16 protein-coding genes are annotated in these 19,781 nt (G+C 74.1%); 3 read left to right on the top strand and 13 right to left on the bottom strand.

Annotation, left to right across the window (positions count from 1 at the left end; all coding sequences use genetic code 11):
- Positions 1-5: 5 nt before the first annotated feature.
- The 3 genes from NX794_RS25305 to NX794_RS25315 are packed head-to-tail and all read right to left on the bottom strand — an operon-like array spanning position 6 to position 2,868.
- Positions 6-827, bottom strand: a complete 822-nt coding sequence (locus NX794_RS25305; protein ID WP_258781238.1) for an ABC transporter permease — start codon at positions 825-827, stop codon at positions 6-8.
- Positions 812-1,711, bottom strand: a complete 900-nt coding sequence (locus tag NX794_RS25310; RefSeq protein WP_258781239.1) for an ABC transporter permease — start codon at positions 1,709-1,711, stop codon at positions 812-814. The genes NX794_RS25305 and NX794_RS25310 overlap by 16 nt, the downstream gene beginning before the upstream one ends.
- Positions 1,708-2,868, bottom strand: coding sequence for an ABC transporter substrate-binding protein (locus NX794_RS25315; RefSeq protein WP_258781240.1), 1,161 nt, complete (start codon positions 2,866-2,868; stop codon positions 1,708-1,710). The genes NX794_RS25310 and NX794_RS25315 overlap by 4 nt, the downstream gene beginning before the upstream one ends.
- Before the next feature lie 210 nt (positions 2,869-3,078).
- On the opposite strand from NX794_RS25315, the gene NX794_RS25320 reads away from it, so the two are divergent.
- Positions 3,079-3,819 carry a GntR family transcriptional regulator gene (locus NX794_RS25320; protein WP_258781241.1) on the top strand — a complete coding sequence of 247 codons (741 nt, stop codon included), beginning with the start codon at positions 3,079-3,081 and terminating at the stop codon, positions 3,817-3,819.
- A gap of 32 nt (positions 3,820-3,851) precedes the next feature.
- On the opposite strand, the gene NX794_RS25325 is transcribed toward NX794_RS25320, so the two are convergent.
- The 3 genes from NX794_RS25325 to NX794_RS25335 all read right to left on the bottom strand — a co-directional run bounded on the left by NX794_RS25325 (position 3,852) and on the right by NX794_RS25335 (position 7,594).
- The gene (locus tag NX794_RS25325; protein WP_258781242.1) at positions 3,852-4,304 is read right to left on the bottom strand and encodes an Lrp/AsnC family transcriptional regulator; all 453 of its coding nucleotides are present in this window, start codon (positions 4,302-4,304) and stop codon (positions 3,852-3,854) included.
- 27 nt (positions 4,305-4,331) lie between these two features.
- The gene (locus tag NX794_RS25330; protein ID WP_258781243.1) at positions 4,332-5,822 is read right to left on the bottom strand and encodes an amino acid permease; all 1,491 of its coding nucleotides are present in this window, start codon (positions 5,820-5,822) and stop codon (positions 4,332-4,334) included.
- Between the two features lie 329 nt (positions 5,823-6,151).
- A complete protein-coding gene (locus NX794_RS25335) occupies positions 6,152-7,594 on the bottom strand; it encodes a GuaB1 family IMP dehydrogenase-related protein (protein ID WP_258781244.1) in 1,443 nt (480 codons plus the stop codon).
- 308 nt (positions 7,595-7,902) lie between these two features.
- Here NX794_RS25335 and NX794_RS25340 point away from each other — a divergent pair, with 308 nt between their 5' ends.
- Complete coding sequence (locus NX794_RS25340; RefSeq protein ID WP_258781245.1) at positions 7,903-9,552, top strand: translation initiation factor 2; 1,650 nt, start codon at positions 7,903-7,905, stop codon at positions 9,550-9,552.
- 30 nt (positions 9,553-9,582) lie between these two features.
- Here the strand turns inward: NX794_RS25340 and NX794_RS25345 are convergent, their stop codons facing one another.
- The 6 genes from NX794_RS25345 to fmt all read right to left on the bottom strand — a co-directional run bounded on the left by NX794_RS25345 (position 9,583) and on the right by fmt (position 16,544).
- A complete protein-coding gene (locus NX794_RS25345; protein ID WP_258781247.1) occupies positions 9,583-11,586 on the bottom strand; it encodes a hypothetical protein in 2,004 nt (667 codons plus the stop codon).
- Positions 11,587-11,678: 92 nt separating this feature from the next.
- Positions 11,679-12,005, bottom strand: a complete 327-nt coding sequence (locus NX794_RS25350) for a barstar family protein (RefSeq protein WP_258781249.1) — start codon at positions 12,003-12,005, stop codon at positions 11,679-11,681.
- A 156-nt stretch (positions 12,006-12,161) separates the two neighbouring features.
- Positions 12,162-13,205 (bottom strand): sugar-binding transcriptional regulator, encoded by a 1,044-nt coding sequence (locus NX794_RS25355; RefSeq protein ID WP_258781251.1) that lies wholly within the window; start codon positions 13,203-13,205, stop codon positions 12,162-12,164.
- Positions 13,206-13,295: 90 nt separating this feature from the next.
- A complete protein-coding gene (rpe, locus tag NX794_RS25360) occupies positions 13,296-13,982 on the bottom strand; it encodes a ribulose-phosphate 3-epimerase (RefSeq protein WP_258781253.1) in 687 nt (228 codons plus the stop codon).
- A gap of 131 nt (positions 13,983-14,113) precedes the next feature.
- A complete protein-coding gene (locus NX794_RS25365) occupies positions 14,114-15,532 on the bottom strand; it encodes an RsmB/NOP family class I SAM-dependent RNA methyltransferase (RefSeq protein ID WP_258781254.1) in 1,419 nt (472 codons plus the stop codon).
- A gap of 79 nt (positions 15,533-15,611) precedes the next feature.
- A complete protein-coding gene (gene fmt / locus NX794_RS25370) occupies positions 15,612-16,544 on the bottom strand; it encodes a methionyl-tRNA formyltransferase (protein WP_258781255.1) in 933 nt (310 codons plus the stop codon).
- 413 nt (positions 16,545-16,957) lie between these two features.
- Here fmt and NX794_RS25375 point away from each other — a divergent pair, with 413 nt between their 5' ends.
- Positions 16,958-17,491 carry a hypothetical protein gene (locus NX794_RS25375; RefSeq protein ID WP_258781256.1) on the top strand — a complete coding sequence of 178 codons (534 nt, stop codon included), beginning with the start codon at positions 16,958-16,960 and terminating at the stop codon, positions 17,489-17,491.
- An 85-nt stretch (positions 17,492-17,576) separates the two neighbouring features.
- On the opposite strand, the gene NX794_RS25380 is transcribed toward NX794_RS25375, so the two are convergent.
- Positions 17,577-19,724 carry a primosomal protein N' gene (locus tag NX794_RS25380; protein WP_258781258.1) on the bottom strand — a complete coding sequence of 716 codons (2,148 nt, stop codon included), beginning with the start codon at positions 19,722-19,724 and terminating at the stop codon, positions 17,577-17,579.
- Positions 19,725-19,781 lie beyond the last annotated feature (57 nt).

Genomic DNA, 19,781 nt, shown 5'->3' on the forward strand with positions numbered 1-19,781 from the left:
GTGGGTCATCCCCGGGAAGAAGCGGTTCGGTCGCGTCCGCCGCCGGCACCGGCGAGGGCGAGGAGCAGGGCCCAGGTGACGAGCAGGCTGAGCACGGACACGGCGACGGACATCTGGGCCTGCGAGCCGCCGACGTTGTAGATCCACACGGCGAAGGGCCGGTAGCCGAGCAGCCGGGCGACGGTGAACTCGCCGAGCACCAGGGCCAGGGTGAGGAACGCGGCGTTCAGCAGGGCCCCGCGCAGGTTGGGCAGGACGGCCCGCACCAGCGCCTGCGGCCAGGAGGCGCCGCAGCTGCGGGCGGCCTCCACCAGGGTGCGCACGTCGATCGCGCGCAGGCCGGCGTCGAGCGCCCGGTACACGAAGGGCAGCGCCATCACGACGTAGGCGAGGACGAGCACGACGGGGAAGTCCTCGTTCTGGATGGCCACGAAGGTCTGGAACAGCGGGGTGCGGGAGAGGTGTTCGGGCCCCCACTTGAGGACGGTGACGATCCCGGCGACGAACGCGATGGGCGGCACCACCAGCGGCAGCGAGCACACCACCTCCACCACCGGACGCAGCCGGGCCGCGCCCAGCCGCAGCGCGACCGTGGCGGGCACCATCAGCAGCAGCACCGCGGCGATGGTGGCGACGGCCAGCTCCAGCGAGAGCAGCAGGCTGGAGACGAAGCCGTCGGTGGACAGGATCCGGGTGTAGGCGTCGAAGGTGACGCCCTGGCCGGGCACGTCCACCGTGAAGACCACGGAGGCGCCGAGCGGGATCAGGAAGTACAGGGCGGCCAGGCCGAGGACGGCCCAGCGCCAGGGGGTCAGGCGTCGAGCCATCGGGCGCTCCGTCGTTGCAGGGGCAGGTACACGGCCATGACCAGACCGGCCACCAGCACCATGTCCAGGCTCAGGGCGAGGGCCACGTTCTCCTGGCCGACCAGCACGTTGCCGGACAGCGCGTCGGCGATCTGGAGGGTGACCAGCGGGACCGCGCTGCCGACCATCGCGGCGGCGGTGGCGTAGGCGGCGAAGGCGCTGCCGAACAGCAGCACCAGGCCGCCGAGCAGGGAGGGCGCGAGGACGGGCAGCGCGACGTGCCGCCAGTACTGCGTGCCGGTGGCGCCGTTGTTCAGGGCGGCCTCCCGCCACTGGGAGCGCAGGCCGTCCAGGGCCGGGGTGATGGTGAGGACCATGAGCGGGATCAGGAAGAACAGGTAGACGAGGACCAGGCCCCAGAAGCTGTAGAGGTCCCAGCCGCTGTCCTTCAGGCCGAGGTGCGCGGTGAGGACGCCCGCGTTGCCGAGGGTGGCGACGAAGGCGAAGGCGAGCGGGACGCCGCCGAAGTTGGCGAGCACGCCGGAGGCGGTCAGCACGGCCTCGCGCAGCGCGCGGGAGCGGGAGCCGACCACGGCCTGCGCGAGCGGCAGCCCGAACAGGGCGCCGAGCGCGGCGGAGACGGCGGACAGCTTGACGCTGCCGAGCAGGGCGGTGAGGTACGGCCCCTGGAGCGAGCCGGTGAGGTTCGCGGTGGTGTAGGAGGCGGCGCCGGTCGCCGGGTCCTTGACGGTGAAGGCGCCGTCGAGGATGGCGAAGGCCGGCAGCCCGAAGGCGATCGCCGTGAAGACCAGCAGCGGCAGCACGGCGAGCCAGCCGGGGGCGCGGCGCCGCCGCTTCGCCGAAGCGACGGGCGCCACGTCCGCGCGCGGGAGGGCGGCGGTCATCCGGAGACGGCCTTCCCCCAGCCCTGCGCGAGGGCCGACTTGGCCTTGCTCTGCTGGTCCTCGGTCGGGAAGGCGGGGGTGCCGGTGACCTTCGGCAGCTTGGCGGCGGCCGGCTTGTCGAGCGTGCCGGCCTTGTCCAGGGCGGCCATCAGGGCCGGGCGGGCGTACCCCTTGAGCCACAGGTTCTGGCCCTCGGCGCTGTAGAGGTACTCCTGCCACAGCCGGGCGGCGGCCGGGTGCGGGGCGTCCTTGTTGATCGCCTGGGAGTAGTACTGGGCGTACTGGCCGTCGGCCGGGATGGCGACCTTCCAGTCGACGCCCTTGGACGTGAACTCGTCGGCGTACCCGGCGTTCAGGTAGTCCCAGTCGATCGAGATGGGGGTCTCGCCCTTCTCGACGGTGGCCGGGGTGGACTCGACGGGCGTGTAGTTGCCGTTCTTCTTCAGCTTGGCGAAGAAGTCCAGGCCGGGCTGGATGTCGTCGAAGGAGCCGCCGCTCGCGAGGGCCGCCGCGTAGACGCCGCCGAAGGCCGAGCCGGACTTGGTGGGGTTGCCGTTGAGCGCGACCTGGCCCTTGTACTCGGGCTTGAGCAGGTCCTTGAAGGTGGTGGGGCAGGACTTGACGCGCTTGGCGTCGCAGCCGATGGAGATGTAGCCGCCGTAGTCGTTGTACCAGCGGGCTCGCGGGTCCTTCTGGGCGGCGGGGATGTCGCCGTAGGAGGCCACCTTGTAGGGGGCGAGCAGATCCTGCTGGGCGGCGCTGAGCGCGAAGGAGCTGCCGAGGTCGAGGACGTCGGGGGCGCGGTCCTGGCCCTTGCGGGAGGTGACGGCGTTGATCTCGTCCTGGCTGGAGCCGTCGGGGCTCTCGTCCTCGATCGTGATGCCGTACTTCTTCTGGAAGCCGTCGATGATCGCGCCGTAGTTCGCCCAGTCGCGGGGCACCGCGATGATGTGCAGCTTGCCCTCCTTCTTGGCCGCCTTGACCAGGGCGTCCATGCCGCCGAAGGCGGTCGCGGAGGTGGCGGTGGCGGCGCTCTTGCCGTCCTTGGTGGTGGTCGACGCGTTGTCGGGGGCGGCGCCGCAGGCGCTCAGCGCGAACGCGGCTACGGCGGCGAGGGAGCCGCCGAGGACGGTCTTTCTCGGCAGGGACACGGTCACGGTCTCTCCAGGGGACGCACGAGGGTGGAGTAGTGCGGATAACTTGTCTGAACAAGTTGGCCTCAGTACGCCCGGCGCCGGTGTCCTGTCCGTAAACACTGGCGAAACTCCGACCCCTGTTTCCCTGCACACTTCCGGCCGATACAGATCACCGGCAGATCTCGTCTAGGCTGGTCACGCTGTGCACAGCGGCCTACGCAGAGGGGAAGCATGACGGCGCGACACGAGGCGATCGCCGACGAGCTGCGGCGCGCGATCGACCGCGAGCAGTACACGGTCGGCAGCCGGCTGCCCTCGGAGTCGGAGCTGGCCGCGCACTACGGCGTCTCGCGCGGCACGGTCCGCCAGGCCGTCGCGGCCCTCACCGCCGAGGGGCTGATCGGCTCCCGGCAGGGCGCCCGCCGCGTCGTGCTCGCCAGCCGCCGCAGCCAGAGCTTCGAGGAACTGCGCAGCTTCGCCCAGTGGGCCCGCGCGATGGGCCGCGAGGCCACCGGCCACGTCGTCGCCCAGGAGTACCACCCGGCCACGCACGAGGACGCGGTACGCCTTCAACTAACCCTCGGCACCCGGGTGTTGCACGTGCTCCGGGTACGCGGTCTGGACGGCGAACCGGTGCTGCTGGAGCGCACGGTGTACGCGGACTGGATCTCGCCGGCGGTCGCGCCCCTGGAGCCCGACTGCCCCTCGGTGACCCAGCGCCTCTACGACGACACCGGTCTGGTCTTCGCCTACGGGGAGCACGTCATCGACGCGGTCGCGGCCGGCGCCCGGGACGCCGAGCTGCTGGGCGTCCGCCGCACCAGTCCGCTGCTGCGCGTCCGGCGCGTGACGACCACCCGCGAGGGCCGGCCGGTGGAGTGGTCGGACGACCGGTACCGCTCGGACGCGGTGAGCTTCAGCGTGCGCAACTCCATGGACAACAACGCGCTGGCGCGGAAGACGGCGGATTAGGAAGGGCCCAGGGGGCCATTGCCCCCGCCCCCCTACCCCGGCGCCCCCGAAGAGAACCTCCGCAGCAACGGCGACAGCACCAGCACGGACTTGGTCCGCTCCACGAACGGCTCCCCCGCGATCCGCTCCAGCACCCGCTCGAAGTGCCGCATGTCGGACGCGAAGACCTGCGCGATCGCGTCCGCGTCCCCGGTGACGGTGGACGCGGCCACCACCTCCTGGTACCGCTCCAGACCGCGCTGGATGGTCTCCGGCGAGGTGTTGCGCCGGCAGTGGATCTCGATGAACCCCTCGGTCTCCCAGCCGAGCGCCGCCGGGTCCACCCGCACGGTGAACCCGGTGATCGCACCGGTGGCGCGCAGCCGGTCCACCCGCCGCTTCACCGCGGGCGCGGACAGGCCGACCAGGTCTCCGATGTCCGCGTAGGACCGGCGGGCGTCCTCGGCGAGGGCGTGCACGATACGTTCGTCGAGATCGTTCAACACAGGGGGTCGTTCACTTCTTCGTCCGGTTCACTTCTCTGCCGTCGCCGCGAGCGGGTCGTCGGTCGCGAGACGGGAACGGCGATAGCCGTACAGGAAGTAGAACACGAGCCCGACGGCCATCCAGACCCCGAACACGGCCCAGGTCACGGCGGACAGGCTGAACATCATCCAGGCGCAGCAGACGAAGCCCAGCACGGGCAGCAGCCACCCGAGCGGCACCCGGAAGCTGCGCCGCATGGCCGGGCGGGTCCGGCGCAGCACCACCACGGCCACGTTGACCAGCGCGAAGGCGAACAGCGTGCCGATGCTGGTGGCGTCGGCGAGCTGCCCCAGCGGGATGGCGGCGGCGAGCACCCCGCAGAACAGGGCGACGATCACCGTGTTGGCGCGCGGGGCGCCGGTCTTCGGGTGGACCCGGGCGAAGACCTTCGGGACGAGGCCGTCGCGGGACATGGCGAAGAGGATGCGGGTCTGGCCGTAGAGCACCGTCAGCACCACGCTGGCGATGGCGATCACGGCGCAGAAGGCGAGCAGGGTGCCCCAGAAGCTCTGCCCGGTGACGTCCGTCATGATCTGGGCGAGGGCGGCCTCGGAGTCGGCGAACGTCCGCCACGGCCGGGCGCCGACCGCGACGGCGGCGACCAGCACGTACAGGGCCGTCACGATGACCAGCGAGAGCATGATGGCGCGGGGCAGGTCGCGCTGGGCGTCCTTGGCCTCCTCGCCGGCGGTGGAGGCGGCGTCGAAGCCGATGTAGGAGAAGAACAGCGTGGCGGCCGCGGCGCTGACGCCGTCCATGCCCAGCGGCATGAAGTGCGCGTAGTTGCCGGACTTGAACCCCATGAAGCCGATGGCGCAGAACAGCACCAGCGCGGCGATCTTCACGCACACCATGACCGTGTTGGCGCGGGCGGACTCCTTGGCGCCGCCGAGCAGGAACACCATGGCGAGCAGGATGACGATCAGCGCGGGCAGGTTGAAGACGCCGCCGTCGACGCCGGGCGGGTTGGCCAGGGCGGCCGGCAGGGTCACGCCGAGGGTGCCGTCCAGCAGTTCGTTCAGGTACTCGCCCCAGCCGACGGCCACGGCGGCGACCGAGACGCCGTACTCCAGCAGCAGACACCAGCCGCAGACCCAGGCGATCAGCTCGCCCATGGTCGCGTAGGCGTACGAGTACGAGGAGCCGGAGACCGGGATGGTGCCGGCCAGCTCGGCGTAGGACAGGGCGGAGAACAGCGCGGTGACACCGGCGATCACGAAGGACAGCGTGACGGCCGGACCCGCCTTCGGGACGGCCTGGCCGAGGACGACGAAGATACCGGTGCCGAGGGTGGCGCCGATGCTGATCATGGTGAGCTGCCACAGCCCGAGCGAGCGCCGGAGCGTGCCGCCCTCGCCCTGGCCGCCCTCGGCGATCAGGCGCTCCACGGGCTTGCGGCGCATCAGGCGCGCGGCGACGCCCGGGGACGCGGGGGCCGGCGTCGGTGGGTTCTGCGGGGACGCGCCATGGTCGAGCACGCGGTGGCCTCCTTATCGCTGCCGGTCACGGCGGACGAGGACCGACGGCAGCCCCACGAGACCAGGGACCCACCGAGCGGGGTCCCCGCCACGCCACGTACAGGTGAGCACCCTACGAGCCGGGCCTTCACGGACGTAATGCGGCAATCTTGCGTGTCCCCGGATGATCATTGCGTTCCTCCCGGGGGAACGCCCATTCGTTGCGCGTGCCCTGTCGAGCGTTGCGCGGGACGCCCGGCCCGCGCAACAGGACACGCGAGAGGGGCCCGGACGCCTACGGCCCCCGTTCCTCCCGGCGCGGGAGGGACGGGGGCCGTAGGGGCCGGGGCTCAGCTCCAGCTGGCGTGCAGCGGCTTGCCCTCGGCGTAGCCGGCCGCGCTCTGGATGCCGACGATGGCCTTCTCGGCGAACTCCTCCAGGGAGCCGGCACCGGCGTAGGTGCAGGAGGAGCGGACGCCCGCGATGATCGAGTCGATCAGGTCCTCGACGCCCGGGCGGGCCGGGTCGAGGAACATCCGGGAGGTGGAGATGCCCTCCTCGAACAGCGCCTTGCGGGCCCGGTCGTACGCCGACTCCTCGGAGGTGCGGTTGCGCACCGCGCGCGCGGAGGCCATGCCGAACGACTCCTTGTACAGGCGGCCGTTGGCGTCCTGCTGGAGGTCGCCCGGGGACTCGTAGGTGCCCGCGAACCAGGAGCCGACCATCACGTTGGACGCGCCGGCCGCGAGGGCCATGGCCACGTCGCGCGGGTGGCGGACACCGCCGTCGGCCCACACGTGCTTGCCGTACTTCCTCGCCTCGGCGGCACACTCCAGGACCGCGGAGAACTGCGGCCGGCCCACGCCGGTCATCATGCGGGTGGTGCACATGGCGCCGGGGCCGACGCCGACCTTGATGACGTCCGCGCCGGCGTCGATCAGGTCCTTGACGCCCTCGGCGGAGACGATGTTGCCGGCGACGATCGGCACCCGCGGGTCGAGGGCGCGCACCACCTGGACGGCGCTGATCATCGACTCCTGGTGGCCGTGAGCGGTGTCGATGACGAGGGTGTCCACGCCCGCGTCGAGGAGCTGCTTGGCCTTGCCCGCGACGTCGCCGTTGATGCCGACGGCCGCGGCGATGCGCAGCTTGCCCTGAGCGTCGACGGCCGGCGTGTACAGGGTCGCGCGCAGGGCGCCCTTGCGGGTGAGGATTCCGGCGAGCCTGCCGTCCTTGTCGACGGCCGGGGCGTAGCGGCGGTTGGCCGCGTCCAGCCGGTTGAAGGCCTCGCGCGGGTCGATGTCCGCGTCGAGGAGCAGCAGGTCCCGGGACATGACCACTTCGAGCTGGGTGAAGCGGTCGACGCCGGTCAGGTCCGTGTCGGTGACGACGCCGACGGGCCGCCGGTCCTCGTCCACGACGACACCGGCGTTGTGCGCGCGCTTGGGCAGCAGCGCCAAGGCATCGGCGACGGTCTGGTGCGGGGCGAGCACGATCGGGGTGTCGAGCACCAGGTGCCGGCCCTTGACCCAGGAGACGACCTCGGTGACGACGTCGATCGGGATGTCCTGCGGGATGACCACGAGGCCGCCGCGGCGGGCCATCGTCTCGGCCATGCGGCGGCCGGCGATGGCGGTCATGTTGGCGACGACGAGCGGGATGGTGGTGCCCGTGCCGTCCGGCGAGCTGAGGTCCACGCCCTGACGCGAGCCCACCGCAGAGCGGCTCGGCACCATGAACACGTCGTCGTACGTCAGGTCGTACGCGGGCTGGATGTCATTGAGGAAACGCACGTGCTGCACATCCCAGTCGATCAGAGGCGACCCCCTGACAGGTGTGCCAGGGGGAAAAGAGCACGTACTTCATTCTCCCATGACGGGGCCGCCGCCGTACCCCGACAGAACCTCCAGGCCCGCCCGGCGATCTTCGGAGGTTCCGCCAAGCACCTCGGCGAAGGGCCCTCCCGCCTCGGTACGATCACTACGGCGCCACTCGTGCCGATCTGCGGAAACGCCGGATACGGCAGGGGCATGCCAAGTACACTGGAGAGACACTTGAGGCGACGGGCGACGGGCGACGGGCGACGGGCGACGGGCGTGCTGTGCTGTTCGCGGCGCGCTCGCAGAACGCGCTGCACCGGCTGCTCGACACACTCCCGGTCTTCGCGGGTGACGACCGCGTACGCCGCTACTTCACCCTCGTCCCCGGCTCCGACTTCTCCCACCACGCCCTCGGCGCGATCGACCGCGCGGGCGGCCGCACCCTGCCCTGGGCGGACGCCGTCTCCCGGACCTTCGCGCTGATCCTCGCCGCCAGCCCCAAGGGCGACCTGCGCCGCCTGCACGGCCCGCGCGCCCTGCTTCCGCACGGCGCCGGCTTCAACAAGTCCCTTTCCGGCGAGGGAACGGAGGATTCCGCCTCCGGACTCGACCCCGCCCACCTCCTCCAGCCCGACGGCACACCGCTCGCCACCCGGTACCTGTTCGCCCACCCCAGCCAGATCGAACGGCTGGCCCTGGCCAGTCCCGAGGCGGCGGCCCGGGCGGCGGTCGTCGGCGACCCCCTGCTGGAGCGGTTCCTGGAGTCGCAGGACCGCCGTGACCGCTACCGGGCCGCGCTGCGCACCGGCAGCCGTACGCTCGTCGTCCTGTTCTCCACCTGGGGCCCGGAATCCCTGATCGGCCGCCGCCCCGGGCTCCCCGCCGAGCTGGCCGCCGTCCTCCCCCACGACGAGTACCAGCTCGCCCTGGTCCTGCACCCCAACGAGCGCGTCCGTCGCGGCGCCCTCGACCTCGACGAGTACCTGGACCCCGCGCGCCAGGCGGGCCTGCTGCTGCCCGGCGTCCACGAGGAGTGGGCGTCGGTCGCCATCGCGGCGGACCTCTTGATCACCGACCATGGATCGGCGGCCCTGTACCCGGCGGCCCTCGACCGCCCGCTGCTCGGCGCCTACGACGGCGGCGACGAACTGCTTCCCGGCAGCCCGATGGCCGACCTCCTGAAGCGGGCCCCTCACCTCGCCCCGGATCTGCCTCGCGCGGACGCGGCGGACGTCATGGCGGCCATCCTGCGCGCCCACCGCCCCGGCGGCAGCAGTGCCTTCACGGACTCGGTGTTCGCCGAGCGGGGACACGCGCTGGACCGGCTGCGGGAGACGGTGTACGACCTGCTCGGCCTCCCACCGCCCACGCATCCCGTCCTCCCCCGCCTGCTGCCCGACCCGGCACCGGCGCAGGACACGCCCGCCGCCTTCGCGGTACGCGTCGAGCACGACGAGCACGGCGTGATCCGCGTTCTACGCCACCCCGCCCACCTGGTACCGCCCGCCCCCGTCCATCACCTCGCCGCCGAGGTCGGCGCCGCGCACCGGCGTCACCTCCAGAGCGCCGCACTCCTGTACCGCCGCGCGGGCGGCCACCCGGGTGCGCCGACCGAGCCGGCGGAGGACTGGACGCGGCGGATCCTGGCGGACCACCCCGGTGGCCGGCGCAGCGCGGCGGTCGTCGTCTCCGGCACGCACTGCCTGCTGCGGCCTCGCTCCGGCCCCTTGCTGTCCGTGCGGATCGGGCCGCACGGGACCCACCGGCGGACCGTCCCGGTCGACCCGGTGCCCGTCCTCTCGGCGGTACACGCCGTGCTCTTCGCCCGCCCGGACGTCGAGCACACCGGTCTCACCTGCGCCATCGGCCCCCAGACGGTCGAGGTCCGGCTCGCCCCGGCCACCGCCGAGGAGGCCGCGACACCCGTGTGAGACAGAGGAGGCCGCCCCGGGGGGTGTTCCTCAGGCGAGCCCCAGCCGCGCCCACCGCTCCCGCGCCGCCGTCCGGTGTCCCTCGGCCTCGGCCTCCCGGCCCGTGCGGGCGGCGAGGTCCGCGAGGGCGTCCAGGACGCGCGCCTCGTCGCGGACACCGCGCAGCGCGCGCATCCCGTCCAGCGCCGCCAGGTACAGGGCGCGCGCCTCGTCGGTGCGGCCGAGCCGGTCGCGCACCCCGGCGAGGGCGAACTCGGCGCGCGCGGTGAGCCGGGTCCGGCCGCCGTCGGCGAACTCCGCGCGGACCCGCTCCAGCAGGTCGGCGGCGCGCTCCAGTTCACCGAGGTGGGCCAGCGCCTCGCCCAGGCGGTACCGCTGCAAGGTGGCGCCGTAGGCGTTGCCGATCTCCTCGTGCACCGCCCCGGACGCCGCGAACTCCTCGGCCGCGGCGGGCCAGTCGCCGCGTGCCGCGCTCAGCATGCCGAGGAACTCCCGGGTGGACGCGGCGAGCTTGCGTTCGTCCGGGGAGGTGCCGAAAGCGGCCTGGACGGTCGACCAGGCCTGGGTCAGCTGCTGCCCCGCCTCCTCGAACTCGCCCTGTTCCCACAGCGGCCGGGCGAGCTGGCAGCGCATCCGGACCAGCACCCGCATGTCGCCGGCGCGCTGGGCGGCGGCCACGCCCGTACGGAAGACGTCGATGTGGTCGGCGTAGTGCGGATGGTTCAGGTAGTGCGTCCACAGCGGCTCGCACAGGGCCGACGCCTCTTCCAGGCCCCACTCGCCGGCCGCACCGGCGGCGTACGCGACGCGGACGCAGCCGAACAGCGCGTGCCGTTCGGACTCCAGCCACTGGTATGCCCGCGCCACGGCCGCACCCGGCGGGTCTCCGGGCCGTTCGAAGAGGACGTCCCGGGTGCCGGGCACCGGCTCCGCCTCGGGTGCCGTCCTCAGCCGCCGCCCGGCCGCCGCCAGGTCCGCGCCCTGGGCCTGGCGCAGATACCAGCGGACGAGCCGGCGCAGGGCCACCTCGCGGTCGGCCTGATCGCCGTGTGCCTCCGCCCGGCGGCGGGCGTGGGCGCGCAGCAGCTCGGGCAGCCGCATACGGCCGTCCGGACCCGGAACGGGCAGCAGCCCGGACGCGCGCAGTTCGTCGAGCGCGTCCTCGGCGGTGTCCGGGCCCCGGCCGAGCAGGGCGTCGACGGCGGCGAGGGTGAAGGAGGGGCCGGGGAACCGGCCCAGCAGGCGGTACAGGCGGGCCGGGTCGGCGCCCAGGCTGTCGTAGGCCGCGTCCCACACCTGTTCCACCGGGGGGAGTCCCTTCTCGTCCAGTTCGGTGCTCAGCCGGCCGAGCAGCCGGGCCAGCGGCCGGTCCCGGTACCGGCGCAGCCACTGCCCCGCGACGAGCAGGGCGGCGGGCAGTCCGGCACACACGTCGAGCAGCCTGCGCGCCTCCTCGGGCTCGGCCGACAGCCGGGCGTCCCGGGTGATCCGCTCCAGCAGGTCCAGCGCGTCGGCGGGTGCCGGCGGCTCCAGCGGAAGTTCGGCGCCCGCCCTGGTCTGGAGGTCGTACAGGGGTCCGTGGCTGGTGACGATGACCAGGCTGTCGCTCCCGGCGGGCAGCAGCGGCTCGGCCTCGGTGCCGTACCGGGCGTTGTCCACGACGACCGCGAGCCGTTTGCCGTGGGTCAGGGACCAGTACTGCCGGGCCCGCTCCGGGAACGCGGGCGCGATCCACTCCGCGCCGAGGCCGCGCAGCAGCTCGCCGAGGACGTCGGCGACCTCCACCGCGCCGTCTTCCCGGCGTACGTCGTCCAGGTCGACGTACAGCACGCCGTCCGGGTAGCGCGCGTGCAGGGCGCGGGCCAGGCGGAAGGCCAGCTCGGTCTTGCCGATGCCGCCGTAGCCGCTCAGCAGCAGGCACAGCGGCCGGCTGCCGTCGTCCCCCGGCGGCCCCGCCATGACCAGCCGGCGGGCCTGTGCCTGCTGCCACTCGCGGTCCACGAAGTGCGCCGGCGCCGGCGGAATCTGATACACCACGTCTGTCTCGACCCCCGTCCCGAATGGCTCCGTCCCTGCGGAAGCCTATCCATGGACGGGAGTTGACATGCCGTCACGACAGGGTGATGTCACTCGGGCGCGAGGGTCACCGTGAGCGCGGCGGTGCGGCCGGCCGCCTCCGCGAACACCTCCCGGGCCACCCGCCACTCGTCCGGACGGGCGTCCGCGTACGGCCGCCAGCCGGTCACCACGAGGTGCAGACCACGACCGGGCTCGGCCGTCGGCGTGGGCCAGACGGACGGGTCGGCGAGGCTGTCGAGGAGCGCGTCCCAGTTCCGGCCGAACCAGTCCGGCAGGTCCAGCGCCCGGGCGACCCGGTCCATCAGGCCGGCCTTGTCCCCGACCCCGCCGAGGTCCAGCTCGACGGGGAAACGGCCGGTCGGGTCCTCGCTCATGTCAGTGCCGCCTCTGGTCGGTGCCGCCTCTTGTCTGGGCCGCCTCTTGTCTGTGCCGCCTCTTGTCTGAGCCGCCTCTTGTCTGTGCCGCCTCTTGTCTGGGCCGCCTCGTGTCTGGGCCGGTCGTCCGGTCCCGGTCGTCCGGGGCCGGCCCGGTCAGACGCCGTCCGGGTCGGCGCGGCTGAGTGTCGACTTGGGAGTCGGGCCGGCCGTCATCAGGTAGTCGGCGGCGGAGGTGTCCGTCACCAGGCTCGTCACCAGGCCCGAGCGCAGCACCGCGTCGATCGCGGAGGCCTTGCGCTGGCCTCCGGCGATGGCCACGACCTCCGGGATACGGCGCAGCTGGTCGGCCTTGACCGTGATGCAGCGCTCCCCGAGGTCCCGCCCGATCCGGCGCCCCTCGGCGTCGAAGAGGTGCGCGGCCATCTCGGCGGCGACGCCGAGCGAGGCGTAGTGCGCACGCTCCTCGTCGCTGAGCATGTCGTGCACCGTCGAGATGCCGGGCTCCCAGGAGCCGATGGAGACACAGGCGACCGTGACCTTGTCGAAGTACTCGAAGGCGCGGGCGATCCCGGTCTGGTTGCGCAGCGCCGCCGCGGTGGCCGCGTCCGGCAGCAGCATCGGCGCGTAGATCGGGTGGGCGTCGCCGCCCGACACCTGGGCGGCGCGGCGTACGGCCTCGACCGAGCCGCGCTCCGAGGTCCCGGCGTCGTACACACCGGTCAGCTGCACCACCGTGCACGGGGGCAGCCGGTCGAGCGCCGCCGCCATGTGGATGGTGGAGCGGCCCCAGGCGAGGCCGAGCACGTCGCCCTCGTTGACGAGTTCGCCGAGCAGGTCGGCGGCCACCTCACCGAGGTTCTCGGGGTCGGGGGTCTCCTCCGCCTCGGCCGGGGACTCGACCACGACGGCGTGCCGCAGGCCGTACCGGGCGCGGAGCGCGTCGGAGCGCTCGGCGTCCAGCTCGGCCGGGACGCGGATCTCGATGCGCACGAGATCCCGTTCGAGGGCCGTCTCCAGGACCCGGGCCACCTTGAAGCGGCTGACGCCGAACTCCTCCGCGATCTGGATCTTGGACTTGCCCTCAAGGTAGAAGCGGCGGGCCATGGCCGCCGCCTGCACCAGCTCAGCGGGTCCCATCCGCATGGCTGACCGGCCCGCCGACATACCCGACACGGCGATCTCCTCACTGCTGTTCACACTCTGGATTCGCCGTTCATCCTCGCAGATTCGGCGCGACTGATCCGCCCTGATGGGCGCCGTTCCCTTAACCGTTCATGTATCTGTGGCTCAGTGGTCGCATGCCCAGGAGGCCTGGGCGGTGGCCGCCTCCGCCTGACCGCGCAGCGCCCGGACCGCCTCGGCGGGGTCCTCGGCGCCGTAGACGGCCGACCCGGCGACGAACACGTCGGCTCCGGCCTCGGCGCACCGCTCGATCGTGGACGCCGAGACGCCGCCGTCCACCTGGAGCCAGAGCTGGAGGCCGTGCTTGCCGATCAGCTCACGGGTGCGGCGGATCTTCGGCAGCATGATGTCGAGGAAGGCCTGGCCACCGAAGCCCGGCTCGACCGTCATGACCAGCAGCATGTCGAGTTCCGGCAGCAGGTCCTCGTAGGGCTCGATCGGCGTGGCCGGCTTGAGCGCCATCGAGGCGCGGGCGCCCTTGGCGCGGATCTCGCGGGCGAGCCGCACCGGGGCCGCCGCCGCCTCCACGTGGAAGGTGACGGAGGAGGCGCCCGCCTCGACGTACCGGGGAGCCCAGCGGTCGGGGTCCTCGATCATCAGGTGGCAGTCCAGCGGGGTGTCCGTCGCACGGGCCAGGGACTCCACGACCGGCACCCCGAGCGTGAGGTTGGGGACGAAGTGGTTGTCCATGACGTCGACGTGGAGCCAGTCGGCGCCCTGGACCGCCTTGGCCTCCTCCGCGAGGCGTGCGAAGTCGGCGGACAGGATGCTGGGGTTGATCTGCGCGGCCATGCCCCAAGCCTGCCATGTCGCTGCGCTCGGCTGTAGCGGTGGGGGCGTGACGTGGTCTTTTGTCCGCGGGGCGGTGGGGTCGGTCGTGCGGTTCCCCGCGCCCCTCGCGGGGCGCCGCGCTCCTCGGCGTCTCAACCGGTTCTGCGGATCAGGGCCAGGTACATGGCGTCCGTGCCGTGGAGGTGGGGCCAGAGCTGGATGTCCGGGCCGTCGCCGAGGGCGGGGACGCCGGGGAGGAGGGGGCGGGCGTCGATCAGTTCGGTGTCCGGGTGCTGCTTGAGGACGTCCGCGACGACCGCGCGGGTCTCGGCGAGGTGCGGGGAGCAGGTGGCGTAGCCGACGACGCCGCCGATCCGCACCGAGTCGAGCGCGGTGCGCAGCAGGGAGCGCTGGAGCGGGGCGAAGTTGTCCAAGTCCGCCGGGCGCCGCCGCCAGCGGGCCTCAGGACGCCGGCGCAGGGCGCCCAGGCCGGTGCAGGGCACGTCCATCAGTACCCGGTCGAAGGTGCCGGGCCGCCACGGCGGACGGGTGCCGTCGGCCGCGATGACCTGGTACGGGCCCGGGTTGCCGTGCAGCGCCTTCGCCACCAGGCCGGCCCGGTGCGGCTGCTTCTCGGAGGCGAGCAGCGCCGCCCCGCGCTCGGCGGCCAGGGCGGCCAGCAGCGCGGCCTTGCCGCCGGGTCCGGCACAGCCGTCGAGCCACTTGTCGTCCGGCCCGTCCAGCGGGGCGTTCGCCAGCGCGAGGGCGACCAGCTGGCTGCCCTCGTCCTGCACGCCGGCCCGTCCCTCGCGCACGGCCTCGACCGCGCCGGGCTCACCGCCCTCGGCGAGCCGCACGGCGTACGGCGACCAGCGCCCCGGTACGGCGGATTCCTCGCCCAGCAGTTCCTCGGCGGTGGCCCGGCCCGGCCGCGCGACGAGGGTCACCTCGGGCCGCTCGTTGTCGGCCTCCAGCAGGTCCTCGATGCCCGCGCGCCCGCCGCCCAGGGAGTCCCACAGCGCGGAGACCACCCAGCGCGGATGCGAGTGCACGACGGAGAGGTGGTCCTCGGGGTCCTCGTCGTAGGGCGGCGCGACCTTGTCGAGCCAGCCCTGGAGGTCGTTCTGGGCGATCTTGCGCAGCACGGCGTTGACGAACTTGGCCCGGCCGTCGCCGAGCACCACCCGGGCCAGCTCGACGGAGGCGGACACGGCGGCGTGCGTCGGGATGCGGGTGCCGAGGAGCTGGTGCGCGCCGAGGCTCAGCACGTCCAGCACCGGCGGGTCCACCTCGCGCAGCGGCCGGTCTACGCAGGCGGCGATGACGGCGTCGTAGGTGCCCTGGCGGCGCAGCGTCCCGTACACCAGCTCGGTGGCGAGGGCCGCGTCCCGGGTGTCGAAGTCGCCGTTCTCGCGGGCCTTCCTGAGCAGCGGCGGCAGTACCAGGTTGGCGTACGCGTCCCGCTCGTCGACCGCGCGCAGGGCCTCGAAGGCGAGGATGCGGACGGGGTCCTTCTGGGGACGGCGGTAGGGCTTGGCGGGCCTGCGCGGCCGCCGGGACTGCTCGCTCACGAAAAAGGTGCTCCGGATGTCAGAGGGGGGTGCGGCCTCCAGCCTACGTCGGCGCGCCCCCGCCTCCGGCGTCCGGGGCTCAGGCGCCGAGCGTCTCGCCCTCGGCGATCCGGACGCCGCGCGCCCAGTCGGCGGCGCGCATCGGCTTCTTGCCCTGTGCCTGCACCCACCGCAGCTCCACGGCGTAGGAGCCGGTGCCGACGTGCACGCTGTTCTTGCCGACGGCGAGCCGGCCCGGTGCCAGGTCGGTGCGCTCGGGCACGGGCGTGGCCTGGACGAGCTTCAGCCGCTCGCCGCGGAAGACGGTCCAGGCGCCGGGCGCGGGGGTGCAGCCGCGCACCACCCGGTCCACGCGCAGCGCGGGCGTGGCCCAGTCGACCCGGGCGTCCTCGACGGTGATCTTCGGGGCGAGGGTGATCCCCTCGGACGGCTGCGGTACGGCCTTCAGGGTGCCGTCCTCGATGCCGTCCATGGTGGCCGCGAGCAGCCCGGAGCCGGCGAAGGCGAGGCGGGTGAGCAGGTCGCCGCTGGTGTCGGTGGGGCGGATCTCCTCGGTCACGGTGCCGTACACCGGCCCGGAGTCGAGTCCCTCCTCGATGAGGAAGGTGGAGGCGCCGGTGATCTCGTCGCCCGCCATGATGGAGTGCTGCACCGGAGCGGCGCCGCGCCAGGCGGGCAGCAGCGAGAAGTGCAGGTTGACCCAGCCGTGGGCGGGGATGTCCAGGGCGGCCCTGGGCAGCAGGGCGCCGTAGGCGACGACCGGGCAGCAGTCGGGGGCGATCTCCCTGAGCCGCTCCAGGAACTCCGGGTCCCGCGGCTTGGCCGGCTTCAGCACCTCGATGCCGGCCTCCTCCGCCCGCTCGGCCACGGGCGAGGCGACCAGCCTGCGTCCGCGCCCGGCCGGTGCGTCGGGCCGCGTGACGACGGCGGCCACCTCGTGCCGCCCGGAGGCGATCAGGACGTCCAGGGCGGGAACGGCTACCTCGGGGGTACCGGCGAAGACGAGCTTCATGGGCGGGTTCGGGCCTCTCGGGCGGGGGTTGACGGGCAGCGCACCAGTCTATGACCACGCCCACCGGACCGCGGGCCCGTACCCGCGCCCACCCCGGGCGCCACGCACCCCGCCGCTCCCGCGACCGCCGACCCGCACCTACGCTGCCGGACCGCCGGCCCACAGCGACAGCTGCCGACCGCCGGTGCGTGCTCACAGCCACCCGACCCCGCCCGAGATGTCCGCCGGCAGGCAGGCGGCGGACACCCGGCCGGCCGCTCACGGCGCAGGCTCGGGGGACCGGCGTACGCATAAGCCCGCACGCCCCACCCCGTGACCAGCGGAGCGCGCACGCGTTGGTCAAGGAAGAGTTGACCACTTCGGGGCGCCTTCGGGGTCCCGTCCCTTTCAACGCCGGTTCGAGAGGCTTGTTCATGGCCGACCACGCAACCCACGACGCCCAGGCCCGGGCCAGCCTGCACCTGCTGGTGCGGGACATCGAGCGGGTCCGCCGGCAGGTGGACGCACTGCGCACGCTGACCGCCCAGTTGGGCAACGTCTACCGCCCGCGCCGCTCCGGCCCCGCCACGGGCTTCGTCGTCTACGGACGCGCCCCCGCCCCGACGGTGCGCCTCGCCCAGGAACTCCGGGACAGTGTCGAGACGCTGGTCACGGCGGCCGTGGACTTCGACCGCTCACTCGGCTTCTCCTGGGACGCGGTGGGCTCGGCGCTCGGCGTCACCAAGCAGGCGGTGCACCGGCGTTACGGCGCCCGCCGCGCCGCGGCCCAGGCGGCGGCCGAGTCGGAGCGGACGGCGGATCCGGCCGGCCACCACCCGGTCAGCGTGAGTACCGGTCTGCCCACGGTCCCCGCGGCCCGCTCGATGCCCACCCAGCCGACCGCGGGCAGCCCCGCCCTGCGCGAGGAGGTCCGCCCGACCGCCTTCCCGAGCCCCCGCAACGGCTGAGCACCGCCCGCCGCCCCTCCCCCACGGCTGCCGGGAAGCCCGAGCCTGTGGGAGGGCGGGGCCGGGCAGCCCGGAGCGAGCCGTCTCAGCCGATGTCCGGCGGGTCGACGCGGACCCGGACCGGTTCGTCGCTCCCCCGGGCCATGCGCGCCGCCTGGGCGGACTTGAGGGCGGCGGCCAGGGCGGCGCCGCTGCCCGGCGGGACCCGGACGAGGGCTCGCTCCCAGTGCTCACCGGGCGGGGGCGCGCCGGGCCTGCGCGGCCGTCCCGGCAGCGTCGGCGCCACCGGCACCGGCCCCAACACCTCGGCTTCCGGCGGCAGTTCGACCGCCCTCAGGAACTCGGCGACAGCTGTCGGCGTACCCGACACGGCGGCCATCCGGGACACCGGCGGGAAACCCAGCTCGGCCCGCTCGGCCAGCTCCCGCACCGCGTGCCCGACCGGATCCCAGCGCACCAGCGCCTGCACCGGCCGCAGCGTCGGCTCGGCCACCACGACGACCGTCCCGCCCTGCCCCTGCGGCCGTACCAGCGCGCCCGCCGCGAGCCACCGGCGCAACGCGTCCTCGCCGGCGCGCAGGTCGGGCCGTACGAGCATGGCCCAGCCGTCCAGCAGCAGGGCCGCCGCGTAGCCGCCCTCGGCGACCGGTTCGGCCCCCGGGGTGCTCACCACCAGCGCGGGCGTGCCGGGCACGGTGTCCAGCACGTGCTCCCGCCCCGAGGTGCGCACCGGCACGGCGGGAAAGGCCCGCCCCAGTTCCTCGGCGGTCCGGCGGGCGCCCACCACCTGGGCGCGGAGGCGGAACCCCCCGCACTCCGGGCAGTGCCAGGCGCTCTCCTCGCGCCCGCACCAACCGCACTTGAGGACGCCGCCGTCCTGCCCCTCCAGCGGCCCGGAGCAGTGCCGGCAGCGCGCGGGTGCCCGGCACTGGGCGCAGGCCATGCGCGGCGCGTAGCCGCGCCGGGGCACCTGGACCAGCACCGGGCCGTGCCGCAGCCCCTCCCGGGCCGCCTGCCAGGCGAGCGTGGGCAGCCGGGCGGCGCGGGCGGCCTCGTCCCGCGCGAGGTCGTCGTCCCCGACCGTCCGTACCAGGGGCGCCGTCCGCCGCACCTGTTCCCGGCCCGCGACCAGCGGCCTGGCCCAGCCGCTCTCCACGAGCTGGGCGCCCTCCACGGTGCAGGCGAACCCGCCGAGCAGGAACCCGCATCCGTCCAGGGCAGCGCGCAACAGCAGGACGTCCCGGGCGTGCGGCTGCGGGGCGTGCGGCTCGCTGTGGCTGTCGTCGCCGTCGTCCCAGATGGCCACCAGACCGAGGTCCGCCACCGGCGCGAACATGGCCGCCCGGGTGCCGACGACGGCCCGGACCGACCCCCGGCGCACCGCGAGCCACTGCGCGTACCGCTTCTCGGGCCCTGCGTCGGCGGTGAGCAGCGCGTGCCGGCCCGCGCCGAGCAGCGCGGTCAGCGCCGCGTCGACGCGCGCGGCGGCCCGCCCGTCCGGTACGACGACGAGGGCGCCGCGTCCGGAGGCGAGCGTGGCGGCGACGGCGCGGGCGGTCTCCTCGCTCCAGCCGGGCCCGGGCAGCGCGCTCCACACGGCGCGGGGCGCGCCCCCGGAGGCCAGGGCCGCCAGGAAGGCGGAGCCGTGCTCGTAGCGCGCCCAGGAGCCGGGGTCCGGGGCGGCGGGCGGCGGCAGCGGTGCGGGGGACGGCCGCTGCTCGGCGCGGGCGTTGCGGGGCGGTACGGCGAGCTGGAGGACGTCGGCGAGGCTGCCCGCGTACCGGTCGGCGACGGCCCGGGCGAGGCCCAGCAGTTCCTCGCCCAGCACCGGCTCGGGCGACACGACCTGGGCGAGCGCGGCGAGCGGCCCGGAGTAGTCGGACTCGGCGCGCCGCTCGATCAGGAAGCCGTCGATGAGCCCGCCGCCCTCCCGGCGCCCCTCGCGCACCCGACCCCGCCCGGCGCCGAACCGGACCCGCACCCGCACCCCGGGCCGCGCCTGCTCGTCCAGCTCGGCGGGCACGGCGTAGTCGAAGTACCGGTCGAGGTGCAGCACGCCCTTGTCGACCAGCACCCGGGCGACGGGCAGGTGCTCGGCGAGCGCGGCGCCCCGCCAGGTCCGGGGCTTGGCCCGCGGCGCCTTGGCCTTGCGCACGCTGTCCCGGATCAGCGCGAGCTGCTCCGGCGGCGCCCCCTCGGCCCCGCCGTCCCCCGTCCCGTCCTCGCTGCTCACGCCTGCATTCTTACCAAACCCCACCGACAATGACGCCGGCCGAGCAGCGCAGACCCC

The organism is Streptomyces pyxinicus (assembly GCF_024753135.1).
Taxonomy (GTDB): Bacteria; Actinomycetota; Actinomycetes; order Streptomycetales; family Streptomycetaceae; genus Streptomyces; species Streptomyces pyxinicus.